The organism is Thioalkalivibrio sp. HL-Eb18 (genome assembly GCF_000364985.1).
Classification (GTDB): Bacteria; Pseudomonadota; Gammaproteobacteria; order Ectothiorhodospirales; family Ectothiorhodospiraceae; genus Thioalkalivibrio.
This window is the reverse complement of record NZ_KB822961.1, coordinates 178,617-191,881: the sequence shown is the minus strand read 5'-3', so window position 1 is coordinate 191,881 and position 13,265 is coordinate 178,617. Positions and strand designations below refer to the sequence as shown.

At 62.8% G+C, this 13,265-nt stretch carries 13 protein-coding genes; all 13 read left to right on the top strand.

All coding sequences use genetic code 11. The annotated features are described in order from the left end of the window. Positions 1-92 precede the first annotated feature (92 nt). The 13 genes from F813_RS0102365 to F813_RS0102305 all read left to right on the top strand — a co-directional run bounded on the left by F813_RS0102365 (position 93) and on the right by F813_RS0102305 (position 13,231). A complete protein-coding gene (locus F813_RS0102365; RefSeq protein ID WP_017925408.1) occupies positions 93-1,733 on the top strand; it encodes a sigma-54-dependent Fis family transcriptional regulator in 1,641 nt (546 codons plus the stop codon). 200 nt (positions 1,734-1,933) lie between these two features. Further along, entirely contained in the window at positions 1,934-3,394 is a 1,461-nt protein-coding gene (locus tag F813_RS0102360) for an ABC transporter substrate-binding protein (RefSeq protein ID WP_017925407.1), read from the top strand. A gap of 3 nt (positions 3,395-3,397) precedes the next feature. Continuing rightward, entirely contained in the window at positions 3,398-4,243 is an 846-nt protein-coding gene (gene ntrB / locus F813_RS0102355) for a nitrate ABC transporter permease (RefSeq protein ID WP_012982373.1), read from the top strand. Positions 4,244-4,273: 30 nt separating this feature from the next. Beyond that, on the top strand, positions 4,274-5,188 hold the full coding sequence (locus tag F813_RS0102350; protein WP_017925406.1) for an ABC transporter ATP-binding protein: 915 nt from the start codon (positions 4,274-4,276) through the stop codon (positions 5,186-5,188). Between the two features lie 39 nt (positions 5,189-5,227). Beyond that, a complete protein-coding gene (gene cynS / locus F813_RS0102345) occupies positions 5,228-5,674 on the top strand; it encodes a cyanase (protein WP_017925405.1) in 447 nt (148 codons plus the stop codon). Between the two features lie 244 nt (positions 5,675-5,918). Beyond that, positions 5,919-7,208 (top strand): site-specific integrase, encoded by a 1,290-nt coding sequence (locus tag F813_RS0102340; protein ID WP_026148106.1) that lies wholly within the window; start codon positions 5,919-5,921, stop codon positions 7,206-7,208. Next, positions 7,205-7,723 (top strand): hypothetical protein, encoded by a 519-nt coding sequence (locus F813_RS0102335; protein WP_017925403.1) that lies wholly within the window; start codon positions 7,205-7,207, stop codon positions 7,721-7,723. Before F813_RS0102340 ends, F813_RS0102335 begins: the two co-directional genes overlap by 4 nt. 81 nt (positions 7,724-7,804) lie before the next feature. Next, entirely contained in the window at positions 7,805-8,002 is a 198-nt protein-coding gene (locus F813_RS13890) for an AlpA family transcriptional regulator (protein WP_081601272.1), read from the top strand. Next, a complete protein-coding gene (locus F813_RS0102330) occupies positions 7,995-8,465 on the top strand; it encodes a hypothetical protein (RefSeq protein ID WP_017925402.1) in 471 nt (156 codons plus the stop codon). Before F813_RS13890 ends, F813_RS0102330 begins: the two co-directional genes overlap by 8 nt. Further along, entirely contained in the window at positions 8,458-10,455 is a 1,998-nt protein-coding gene (locus F813_RS13495; RefSeq protein WP_081601271.1) for an AAA family ATPase, read from the top strand. The genes F813_RS0102330 and F813_RS13495 overlap by 8 nt, the downstream gene beginning before the upstream one ends. A gap of 290 nt (positions 10,456-10,745) precedes the next feature. Continuing rightward, the gene (locus F813_RS0102315) at positions 10,746-11,054 is read left to right on the top strand and encodes a hypothetical protein (RefSeq protein ID WP_017925400.1); all 309 of its coding nucleotides are present in this window, start codon (positions 10,746-10,748) and stop codon (positions 11,052-11,054) included. A 184-nt stretch (positions 11,055-11,238) separates the two neighbouring features. Beyond that, complete coding sequence (locus F813_RS0102310; protein WP_026148105.1) at positions 11,239-11,601, top strand: hypothetical protein; 363 nt, start codon at positions 11,239-11,241, stop codon at positions 11,599-11,601. A 232-nt stretch (positions 11,602-11,833) separates the two neighbouring features. Continuing rightward, a complete protein-coding gene (locus F813_RS0102305) occupies positions 11,834-13,231 on the top strand; it encodes a hypothetical protein (protein WP_017925398.1) in 1,398 nt (465 codons plus the stop codon). Positions 13,232-13,265: the final 34 nt, after the last annotated feature.

The window sequence follows — 13,265 nt, the reverse complement described above, 5'->3', positions numbered from 1 at the left end:
GCAGACGGCACCACAACGGACCACAAAATCGCCTGCCAGACCGCCTTATGACAGGAAATACGGGCTGGCAGGCTTTCTGCATATACCCAACCATGGCACTGCACTCGCTTTCCGAACCGGCTGCACCCGACCTGGCCACCCGCGAACAGGAGATCACCCTGTTGCTGGAGGTGGCCAAGCTGATGGGCCGCTCGGGCGATCCCGACGCCGCGATCTACCGCATCCTCGGGATGATGTCGCAGTTGCTGGGGCTGAATCGGGGACGCGTACTGCTGCCCGACCCGGACACCGGAAAGCTGCGCATCCGTCATGCCTACGGGCTCACCGACGCCGAGCGTGACCGCGGGCGCTACAGCCTCGGCGAGGGGGTCACGGGGCGCGTGATGAAGACGGGCCAGATCGCGCTGATTCAGGACATCGACAACGAACCGGAGTACCTGGCGCGTGCGATCGACCGCGCCACCCTGCCGCAGGAGACGGTCGCCTATATCGCCGTACCCATCGTGCAGGACGAACACGCGATCGGCGTACTCGGCGTGCATCGCCTGCGCCGGCGCTCACGACAGTTCCAGGACGACCTGAACGTACTGCGCGTCATCGCCAGCATGATCGGCCAGGTCCTGCGCATCAACCAGCTGATCGCCGAGCGCACCGCCGAGCTGGTATCGGAAAACCGCTACCTGAAAAGCGCACTGGATACACAAGGCGGGCAGTACGGCATTCTCGGGGAGAGCCCCGCGCTCAAGCATGTACTCAAGCAGGTCCACCGCATCGCGGATACGCAGGCCACGGTCCTGATCACCGGGGATTCGGGGACCGGGAAGGAAAAGGTCGCGCGCATGATCCACCGGATCAGCCAGCGCAACGCCCGCCCCTTCATCTCGCTCAACTGCGCGGCCATCCCGGCCGATCTGCTGGAGTCGGAGCTGTTCGGTCATGAAAAAGGCGCGTTCACCGGAGCCAGCAGTGCCAAGACCGGGAAGATCGCCCTGGCGGATGGCGGGACCCTGTTCCTGGACGAGATCGGTGACATGCCAGAGGCGCTGCAGTCGAAGATCCTGCGCGTGCTGCAGGAGCGCGTGGTCCAGCCGATCGGCGGCAACCGCGATATTCCGGTGGATGTACGCATTGTCGCCGCCACTCACAAGAACCTGCAGGCCGCTGTCAACGCCGGCGAGTTCCGGCTGGATCTGTTCTACCGCCTGAACGTCATCCCGCTGCACATACCCGCACTGCGCGACCGGGCAAGCGACATCCGCCTGCTGACACGACACTTCCTTGACCGCTTCACCCATCTGCATGGCTGGAACGTGGTGCTCGACGAACGCGTACTGGAGCGCCTGGAGGCCTTCGACTGGCCGGGCAACATCCGCCAGCTGGAGAACGTGCTCGAACGGGCCGTCCTGCTCTCGAGTGACGGGCGCATCACCACCGCGCTGATCGACGAGATCCTGCACGAGGAATCACGCATCAGCCCGCACGAACCCTCCCGAACCACGGGTGAGTCGTCTGCCCAGGCAGTGGTCAATCCTGCCGCGACCGTGCCCAACGATGACGCACAGCGCACCAGCGTGGTGCGCCCGTACCAGCGTGTACATGCATCCGAGGCCGAACGTCTGCTGCGTGCCATCGAGCAGTCCAGCGGCAACAAAACGCGTGCGGCGCTCGGACTCGGGCTGACGCCCCGCCAGTTGCGCTATCGGCTGAAAAAGCTCGGCATAGAAGCCACTTAGAGACGATCAACCCTCTTAATCGGGACACTTTGTCCACTCTGTCCACAGTGTCGACCAAGTGTCGCCCGGCCCCCGATCGCCGCGCTCCACCGTCGCCCCAGCCATCGTCGTTTTCGTTCTTGGCATGGCTTCTGCAACGCCTCGGTCATGGGCGACTCGACCGCCCCGATTTGAATCCGTCCACCCAGGAGAACATCGCCATGCCGACCAAGAGCCTAAGCGACCCGTTTGACGCCAACGCGGATCTGCGCCACGACAGTGCTTGCCGCCACGGCCACCATGGCCCCGGCCATTGCAGCTGTTTCGACGCCGCCGACCCGAACCTGGAGCGCCGGCTGGACAACGGCGATTTCGCCACGTCCGAGCCGGCCCATGCGCACAACAAGCCCCAGGAAAGACTGGACGAAGAGGCCCTGATCGACCGCGCGGTCGAGAGCGCGGTAGTGCGCGGCATGTTCGGCCACAACGAGATCAATCGTCGGCGTTTCCTGCAGATGCTGGGTGGCGGCACCCTGGCCGCGGCGCTGGGTTCGGTCATGCCGCTGGACAAGGTCAAGGCCGCGATCAAGGACGGCGGTCCGCTGGAGAAGACCAAGCTGCGGATCGGTTTCGTGCCGATTACCTGCGCCACGCCGATCATCATGGCCCACCCGATGGGCTTCTACGAGCGCTATGGCCTGGATGTCGACGTGATCAACACGGCGGGCTGGGCGGTCGCGCGCGACATGTCCCTCTCGGGCGAATACGACGCCTCGCACATGCTCTCGCCAATGCCGCTGTCGATGACGCTGGGCACCAGCTCGTCCAGCCGCGAGCACTTCATCATGCCGGCGATCGAGAACATCAACGGCCAGGCGATCACCCTGCACAACAAGCACAAGGACAAGCGCGATCCCAAGGACTGGAAGGGCTTCCGCTTTGCGGTCCCGTTCGAGTACTCGATGCACAACTTCCTGCTGCGCTACCTGGTCGCGGAACACGGCCTGGACCCGGATCAGGACATCAGCATCCGCGTGATCCCGCCGCCGGAGATGGTGGCCAACCTGCGCGCCGAGAACATCGATGGCTACCTGGCCCCCGACCCGTTCAACCAGCGCGCGGTCTGGGACGAGATCGGCTTCATTCACATGCTGACCAAGGAGATCTGGGACGGGCACCCCTGCTGCGCCTTCGCCTGTTCGGCCGCCTGGGCCGAGGAACACCCGAACACCTTCGGGGCGTTGTTCCGCTCGCTGATCGAGGCCACGCAGTACTCCTCCGACATCGAGAACCGGGCCGAGATCGCCGAGGCCATCTCCCCCCGTGCCTACCTGAACCAGCCGGAGCCGGTGGTGCGCCAGGTCCTGACCGGACGCTACGCCGATGGCCTGGGCGAGGTGAAGGAAGACCCGCACCGGATCGATTTCGACCCGTTCCCCTGGCATTCGATGGCGACCTGGATCCTCACGCAGATGAAGCGCTGGGGCTATGTCAGCCGCGACTTCGACTACAACCAGCTCGCCGAGGATGTCTTCCTCGCCAGCGAGTGTGCCGAAGTGATGACCGAGCTCGGCTACGAGCCGCCGAGTGACACCTACAAGAACTTCGAGATCATGGGGAAGGTGTTCGACTACACCGACCCGGAAGGCTATCTCGACAGCTTCGAAATCCGCAGGAGCTAAGCCATGTTGAGCAATCTCAACTTTCGCGCCGGGGTTCTTTCGGTTGTGATCCTGCTGTTCTTCCTGGGCGTGTGGCAGATGGCCACCGCCCCGGAGGTACTGATGGTCCAGGAGGAAGAACTCAGCGAGTACGAAATGCTGACCGGGGGCGGCGGGCAACGCGGCTCCAGCGGCATCCCCGCACCGTCCGAGGTGATCAGCCACGCCGTTTCCGAGCTGAGCAACCCCTTCTACGATGCCGGCCCGAACGACAAGGGCATCGGCATCCAGCTGGGGTACTCGATCTATCGCGTGCTGCTGGGCTTCTTCCTGGCCGCGCTGATCGCCATCCCGTTCGGCTTCGTGATCGGCATGTCGCCCCTTCTGAACAAGGCCTTTGACCCGTTCATCCAGGTGCTCAAGCCCATATCCCCTCTGGCCTGGATGCCGCTGGCCCTGTTCGTGATCCGTGACTCGAACATCTCGGCGATCTTCGTGATCTTCATCTGTTCGATCTGGCCCATGCTGGTGAACACGGCCTACGGCGTCGCATCGGTGCGCAATGACTGGCTGAACGTGGCCAAGACCCACGAGCTGTCCAAGGTGCGCACGGCGTTCACCGTGATCCTGCCCGCCGCGGCCCCGACCATCCTGACCGGGATGCGCATCTCCATCGGCATCGCCTGGCTGGTGATTGTGGCCGCCGAGATGCTCGTGGGCGGCACCGGCATTGGCTACTACATCTGGAACCAGTGGAACAACCTTGACCTGGCCAGCGTGATCTTCGCGATCGTGATGATCGGCATCATCGGTTTTCTGCTGGATCTCAGCCTCGCCCAGGCCACCAAACTCGTGCGCTACGCCGACTGACGTCGGCGCAGCCCAACCAGGAGTACAACCATGAGCAAGGGCTTCCTCGAAATCGAGAATCTGAGCCAACGCTTTCCGCAGCCCGACTCGGACGACCTGATGACGGTCTTCGAGGGGGTGGATCTGGATATTCAGAAAGGCGAGTTCGTCTGTCTGATCGGCCACTCCGGCTGCGGCAAGTCCACCATCCTCAACGTGCTCGCCGGCCTGGCCTCGCCCACCGACGGCAACGTGATCATGGACAACAAGGAGATCAAGGGTCCGAGCCTGGACCAGGGCGTGATCTTCCAGAACCACAGCCTGCTGCCCTGGCTGTCGGCGCGTGACAACGTGATGTTCGCGGTGCGCGCCCGCTGGCCCAACTGGAGCAAGCAGAAGCGTCTGGACCATGCCGAGAAGTATCTGAAGATGGTCGGGCTGGATCACGCGATGGACCGCAAGCCATCACAGCTCTCCGGCGGCATGCGCCAGCGCGTCGGCATCGCACGCGCCTTTGCGATCGAGCCGAAGCTGCTGCTGATGGACGAGCCGTTCGGGGCGCTGGATGCCCTGACCCGCGGCGTGATCCAGGAGGAGCTGCTGAAGATCTGGCAGGAGACCCACCAGACGGTATTCATGATCACGCATGACGTCGACGAGGCCATCCTGCTGGCCGACCGCGTGCTGCTGATGACCAACGGCCCGCACGCCAAGGTCGCGGAGTCGGTGAAGGTCGACATCCCGCGTCCCCGCGAACGCGCCACGCTCCACCAGCACGAGTCCTACTACAAGATCCGCAACCACCTGGTGGACTTCCTGGTGCACCGGGCGAAGGACATGTCCCTGGAGGCCCAGCAGGAAGCCGCGCAGGGCGCGGACCCGCGTCACAAGCCGCGTCACGTGAATCCCGCGAAACCCGCGGAATCCGCACCGGAACAGGAACGGCCCGCGATCCGGGCGGTTTGAACACCCTTATCCACTAACACGACCAAGAGGACTTACCCGATGAGTCTCAGCAAGACCGCCATGACCACCACCATCCTCGAGGCGAAGGAGAACCGCGACACCACCTGGGCCGCGATCGCCGAGGCCACCGGCCTGCACGAGGTTTATGTCACCTCCGCCTGCTATGGCATGAACCACCTCGAGGCGGACCAGGCCGAGAAACTGGCGAGCTTCCTCGGCCTCGGGCCCGAGGTTGCTCAGGCGCTGCAGGCCTTCCCGCACAAGCACTGGGACAAGACCATCCCGACGGACCCGGTGATCTACCGCTTCTACGAGGCGATCAACGTGTACGGCGACACCATGAAGGCGCTAATCCACGAGAAATTCGGCGACGGAATCATGAGCGCGATCGACTTCACCATGGACATCGACAAGGTCAAGGACCCGAAGGGCGACCGCGTGAAGATCACCTGGAACGGCAAGTTCCTGCCCTACAAGAGCTGGTAGGGCACCTGCACCAAGCCGCAAACGAAAAAAGGCCTGCATTAGCAGGCCTTTTTTCTGGGAATGTGGTGGAGCGGAGGACCACACCCGCCCGAAAACGATTAGTAGCAATTCGGCGCTAAGCGCCTGACCCGTCGGCGCTAAGCGCCTGACCCGCCAGTTTTTTCCCCTTTCCCCTTGTTTCATTCGGTCGCGTCTAGTAGCATCCAATTACACGCCCTTTGTTGGGTAGGTTGTGAGGTGCTACGTGCCAAAGAAAGCGAAGGAACTAAGCGCCACCGAAGTGCGGCGCCTGACCAACAAGCCGGGGCTGCATTCCGTGGGCGGCGTCTCCGGCCTGCTGTTGCAGGTCACGAAGTCCGGGGCCACGTCTTGGGTGCTGCGCTACTCCACCGGAGAGATGCGCCCCACCGCCAGCGGGAAACCGTATGCCGTCCGGCACGATATGGGCTTAGGCCCCTTTCCCGAGGTGACGCTTGCACAGGCGCGTGAGGCGGCGCGTGAGGCCAAGCAAAAGATTCGCGAGGGTATCGACCCGGTGGCCGAACGCAAGGCCGCCAGAGACGCCACACGGGCCGCACTGGCGAAGCGTAAGACATTCGAGCAGGCCGCCCGCGAATGCCACGCCGTGAAAGCGCACGACTTCCGCAACGAGAAACACCGGGCCGACTGGATTAGCAGCCTAGAGCGGTACACGTTCGAGAAGCTGGGCACCCTGCCGGTGGACGCTATCGAGCTTGCGCACGTTAAGGACGTGCTAGACCCCATTTGGCTGGAAAAGAGCGAGACCGCCAGCCGCCTACGCCAGCGCATTGAATCCGTGCTGACCTTCGCCAAGGTGTCCGGCTACCGGGAGGGCGAGAACCCCGCCCGGTGGGAAGGCAACCTTAAGGAGATCATGCCGCACGTATCGAAGAAGAAGCGCATACAGCACTACCCCGCCCTGCCCTGGCAGAACGTGCCCGACTTCATGGGCGAGCTACGCGAGCGCCCCGGCACCGGCGCCCGTGCGCTGGAGTTCCTGATTCTGACGGCTGCCCGCTCCGGTGAGGTGCGCAAGGCGACATGGGATGAAATCGACCTGAATGCTCGCGTCTGGACGATCCCCGCCGAACGGATGAAGGCAGGCAAGCCGCATCGTGTGCCCCTAAGCGATCAAGCGGTGGCCCTGTTGGAGTCTCTGCCGCGCATGGAGGGCGGGCGCCTGTTCACGTCTCCGCGTGGTGGCGAGCTTTCCGATATGAGCATTAGCGCCGTGTGCAAGCGCATGGGGCACGTTGAGCCCACCACGGGGCGCGTGGTGGTCCCGCATGGCTTCCGTTCATCGTTCAAGGATTGGGCGCGGTCCCGCACCGCCTACCCGGATGAAGTCTCGGAATTGGCCCTTGCCCATGTGAACAGTGACGCCACCCGAGCGGCCTATGCACGCGACGAACTGTTGCCGCAACGGGTGCGCCTGATGACCGATTGGGCGCGGTTCCTGAATGAACCCACCACCACGGGCGACGTGGTGCCGATGCGGGAGGCGGTGGAATGAGTGACGCCACCAGCCAAGCCCGCGCCGATCTGCGCGAGTTCTTGGGCCTTGTCGCCGCCGATCTTTCGGATACTGACATAGGCCCGGATGCGCGAGCGCAGAGGATGGCCGCGAAAGTCGAAAAGACCGAGGCCGGATTAGCGCCTTTGATCGTTCAGGCTCGAACGGACCGAGCCGCGTATGACGCGTGTTGTGCCCTATTGGATCATTTCATCCAAAACGACCAGCCGGTGCCCGACAACCTTTTGCTAATGGCCCGAGACGTAATGACCGGAAAGCAAAAGCGACCCACCAAGCGTGGACGCGACAGCATGAAACTATATGGACGCGATTCCGTAGTGGTGACAAGCGTTGCGATTGCGCGGCAACACGTGTCGGCCCTGTACGCACACGGGTACAACCAAAGAAACACCGCTTGTGCAATTGTTGCGGATGCCCTGGCGGAGCATGGCGTGATGCTTTCACCCGATGCTATTGAGTCCGTTTGGAAGTCCCGAACAGGGGGGAAGAAATAGGCGAAACGTTCCACTTATAGCCTAAACAAAAGCACCTGTAGAACTGCACCCGTTGTTACCAATCTCAACGGAGTGCAGACAATGACCCACCAAAAAACGACCCACCTGAGCGATAAGCAAATCGCTGAACTTTACAACGTCCACCCCAAGACGCCTTGGCGCTGGGCGCGTGAAGGAAAATTCCCGAAACCCGTAAAACTCACGACCGGCTGCACGCGGTGGCGCGTTGCCGACCTTCATGCGTGGGAAGCGGAACGGGAGGGCGGCGCCCATGCTTGATACGGAAGAAATTCTCAAATACGACCGCCGCCGTATCGCATTCCACGAAGCCGGGCACTTGGCCGTGCTCTTTGCGCTGGACGGTAATGGGTACATCCGCATTGATGACCCCGACACCCGCGATCCAATAAACCAAACGTGTTTTTCTGGAACGGTAAATGTGCTGGTTTCGTCGCCTTACACTCGCGCCGATATCTTTATCGGACTTGCTGGCAAGGTTGCCGAGATGATGGAGATGGACGGCCCGGAGAATTTTGACCAGTACTCGTTCAAGGACGATATCGACACAGGCTCTATCGAGCTGTCGGATACCGATGCGGCATTTATCGAAGGCTTTACCGACGAAGATGTGGAAGCTGTTCACAATCTTCTGCTCGAACATTGGCGGGAGGTGAGGCACTACGCGACAAGCGAGATCGGGAAGTTCGACCTGATGGAACAGGGAGGGGCTTACGATGCTTGAGCCAAAAGAAAACCCCGCCCCGGAGGCAACCGGGGACGGGGCAGAGATGAGCGGGGGGATGCTCGGGGTTGATTGTAGCACCCGCTTGGCCGAAGCCCTAGAGCTTGCCGATCTTGGCGTGCCCGTGTTCCCGGTGCGGATCACGACACCCGATGAAAACGGCAAAAGGGCAAAGATTCCCACCACGTCGCATGGCCTAAACGACGCCACCATGGACGCCGACACGATCCGGCAATGGTGGAACCGCAACCCGCGCGCCGCCATTGGCGTGCCTACGGGCAAAGTGTCCGGAATTGATGCTTTGGACGTTGATCCCGAGGGCGAAACCTGGGCAGCGGACAATACCGAAGTTTTGATGAATGCTGGTCGTATTCATCATACGGAGCGAGGCAAGCATTACCTATACCAGCACTTTGAAGGCTGCCGAAATTCAAGCGGCAAGATCGCGCCCGGTATCGACGTGCGAGGAGAAGGCGGTTTTATTGTCTGGTGGCCCGCAGAAGGGCGTGAGAGCTTCGGAGAGCTTGAAGAAATCGGCCCCGCACCTGACACCCTCAAGACCACAATTCTAGGCGCACAGGGCAGTACAAAAAGCACCACGACCGACGCGAAGCCCGGAAGCATTATCGACGGGCAGCGAAACGACACGCTTGCACGCGAGGCCGGATGGATGCGCCACCACGGCTACAGCGGCGAAGCAATCGACGCCGCTTTGCAGGTGATGAACCGCGACCGCTGCGCCCCGGCGCTGGATGCTGCCGAAGTGTCCAAGATCGCATACGGCATGGAACGGTACGACCCCACCGCCGATGCGTTCGACGCACCCGACCCGGTGGCCCCGTTCGACATGGACGCCGCTCGCGTAGGCGAACTGCTGGACCGCGAACCGCCCGAGCGCGAATGGCTGGTAACGGACCGCGTGCCGCTTGGCGTGGTGGGCCTGCTGGCCGCAGCGGGCGGTACGGGCAAGAGCATGGCGACCCTGCAACTCGCGGTGTCTGTCTGTACGGGCGTGCCCTGGCTGCAAATGCCGATGGGCGAACCTGGCCCCGTGCTGATATTCAGCGCAGAAGATGATCGGGACGAAGTGCACCGCCGCCTAGCCCGCGTGGTGGGCATGTACCGGGACAACGTGACCGGATACGGCCTGCTAGACCACGACGCCTGGAACCAACACGACGAAAGCATCCGTCGTGGTCTGTTTGTGTTCGACCGGGTAGGCGAGAACAACCAACTCACGCGGAAGGTGCACGGCACCACGGAGCGCACCGAGTTTGCGGAGCGCGTGATCCGTACCGCCCACCAGGCACCCGAAGCCCCGCGCCTGATCGTGTTGGACCCGCTGAGCCGGTTTGATGGTGGGGAGCCTAACGACAACGCGGACGGCACCCGACTAGTGGAGGCTGCCGAGCAAATCCGCAAACAGACCGGCGCGACCGTCCTGCTACCCCACCACGTTGCGAAGGCCAGCATGAAAGACAGCGAGGCAGGGCAGGAGGCGGTACGCGGCGCTTCCGGGCTGGTAGACGGTGCGCGCTGGGTTGGCCTCCTGCAAACGATGGGCAGCGATACAGCGAAGCACTACGGGATCGAAGAAACCGAGGCCGGGCGCTATGTGCGTTTCAGCACGCCGAAGGCCAACTATTCCGCCCCGTGGGGTGCCTTGTGGTTGGAACGTCAGGCCGGCGGCGTGATGGTGCCCGCCGAACTGAAGCCCACCAAGGCTACCAACCGAGAACGGAAGGCCGATGCCGAGTATCACGAGCTGATGCGCCGGATCGCCAAGCTAATCGAGGACAAAGGGCCGATGCCGAAACGCCGCATTGCGGACGATTGGGGCGGCACGACCAACACCCTGAAGGCCGGGGAGAAGAAGGTACGCGGCACGATCCAGCGCGCCATTGAGGAAGGCCACCTAGTGAACCGCGTAGAGGACGGCGCAAACCTTGTGGGGCTGCCGGAAACCGCTCCGCAAGAGGCGGCGGCATGAACGGGCAAGCGGGCGGGCAGCGGGCAAACGGGCAAACGGGCAAACGGGCAACGGGCAAATTGCCCGCCAAAACTGCCCGCCCGTGGTTTTTGGCGTCATGGCGCCGTTTCCCGAGGGCAGCGGGCAAAACCTTATTTTGCCCGTGGGTACGCCACAACCCGCGCCACACAAGGGCGGGCAACGGGCAGCGGGCAACCCCCTACGGGGGAACGGGCAGTTTTGCCCGCCCCCTTGGGTGGCGGCGAAAGAGCCGCCGCAACCGGACAGAAACAGACGAACAGGAGCAAGGCATGAACAACCACACGCAACAGACCATCGGCCCCGGCGTAATCGTTGGGGAGTACCGGGACCGGATTCCGGCGCACTGGCCCGCCATTGATGTAGAGCCATTGGGCGGCAAGCGCACCCGTGTCTCTGTACTGCCCCCGGAAGGCGAGGCGCTCACCCTGGCGATGCTTGCGCCCGTACTGGACGCGATAGCGGTTCGAGCGGATGAAGTCATGGTGACGATGGAGGGCGGAGGGGATCGCGTTTCGATTGTGGTCCCGAGTGCCTACGCGCCCCGATTGGCGCAACGACTTTGGCGCCTATGCGGATAGACGACCAACCGCCCCCGGTGGAGTAGCCCTGCATAAATCGGGGGCTTTCCGAACCGGGGGAGGGTCTGAACACGAAAAAACCGAGTTCGATTCCCAATTGCTCCGCCCCGCTCCATTGTGCTGCTGTGCTATGCCGGTACAATTGTAGCCGTACCCAACAAACTACCCCACTACTACGGGCAAGATGGACACAAGACAGGCAGAAACCCCCTCGCGTTATTCGTCCGGCTGGATCGACAAACTGGACGGACGCACCCGCTTGGCCCAAGCCGCCCGCGAACGCCTGGACGCTTTGCAGGCCGATCTAGGGGGCGCCGATGCCTTGAGCTATCAACGGCAAAGTATCTGTAAGCGCGTTGTGTGGTTGGAGGTTCAGATTGAGCAAAGAGAGGCCGCGCTTGCCCGTGGCGAGGAAATCGACGAAGCCCGCCATGCGAACAATATCAACACGCTGACGGGTCTACTTAAAGCTATTGGGCTAGATCGGAAAGCCCGCGACGTTCCCAGCCTTTCCGAATACCTGCAACAGAGAGGCACGGCGCAATGATGACCCGCTGCGCCACCTGCCGACACAATCCGGGCGCGGGTGCTATGTGCCCCCGTGCGCACCGTCACGCCACGGCGCACCCCAAGCGGTGCACCCGCTACAACCCGGCCCCGGACGCTAAACACGTCGCCACCCTTCGCCGTCTCGCGTTGGACGAACTACACGCCGGGAACCTAGCGCGATATGCAGCCCTGCTGAACGTGGCGCACGACGCGGCAGAGCAGGTGCGGAAGTGAACATTATCGAGTTCATGCAGGCACCCGACCTGATGGGCGATACCTTCACGGGTGATAGCTGGGAACCGTGGCGCGCGGTCCTGTCAGGGGCGTTTGGCGTGCCGATGGATGGGGACCGGCTGGAACACTTCAACAAGCTGGCCGGTGGACGCGAGCCGCCCGCCAATCGTGTGCGCGAACTCTACGTGATCGCAGGCAGGCGCAGCGCCAAGACCCACAACGCCGCCGCCGCTGCGGTATACCTGGGGACCGTGGGCGCGGAACTAACCGGCCTGCTAGAGCGTTTGAGTCCTGGCGAGCGTGGCGTGATCGCACTACTTGCGGTGGACCGCCAACAGGCGAAAGTCGCGATGGGCTATATCCAGGCGATGCTAGAAGGTTCACCGGTGCTGTCACAGCTTGTGGAGCGGTCCGGCGCGGAGTCTATCGACCTGACCAACAAGGTCAGTATTGAGGTTCACACCAACAGCTTCCGTGCGATCCGGGGGCGGGCGTTGCTGTGTGTTTTGATGGACGAACTCGCGTTCTATCGAGCGGACAACAGCGCCTCGCCAGACGTTGAAGTCTACCGCGCAGCCGTCCCCGGCCTCGCGACCACGGGCGGCATGGTGATCGGATTCAGTAGCCCGTATGCCCGCCGTGGCCTGCTGTATGACAAGTGGCGGAAACACTACGGCAAGCCTGGCGATGTACTGGTGGTCCAGGGCGGCACGCTCGACTTCAACCCCACCCTAGACCGGCGCGTGATTGATGACGCGCTAGAGGATGACCCGGAAGCCGCCAAGGCGGAATGGCTCGGGCGCTTTCGGGAGGATGTCGAGGCGTTCGTTAGTCGGGCGGTGGTGGACGCGGCTACCCGCCCCGGTCCGCTCGAAGTCCCCTATGACCGCGCCCGCCAGTATCAGGCGTTCGTTGATCCGGCGGGCGGTGGACGTGATGAGTTCACGGCCAGTATTGGGCATCGGGAAGGCGAGCGCATGGTGATTGACGTGCTGCGTGCGCGTACTGGCACCCCGGCCACCATCGTTGCGGAGTACGCCGACCTGCTGAAGTCCTACGGCATTCGGCAGGCGACGTCGGATCGGTACGCCGGATCATGGCCTGCTGACGAATTCGCAAAACACGGGATCAAGATTGAACAGTCGGCCAAGCCGAAAAGCGACCTTTATCGGGATGCGCTGGCCGCGTTCAACAGCGAGCGCGTGGAGATTCCACCGGATGACCGGCTTGTCACCCAGCTTATTAGCCTTGAGCGGCGCACCAGCCGCTCGGGTAAGGATTCAATCGACCACCCGCCCGGTGGCCATGACGACCGCGCCAATGCGGTTGCGGGCCTAGTGGCGGCAAACACACGCGAACCCGGCGCGGGAATCCGGGCACTTTGTACCTGGTAGACGACGCAAACAGCGAGGAAACAGCGATGCGAGC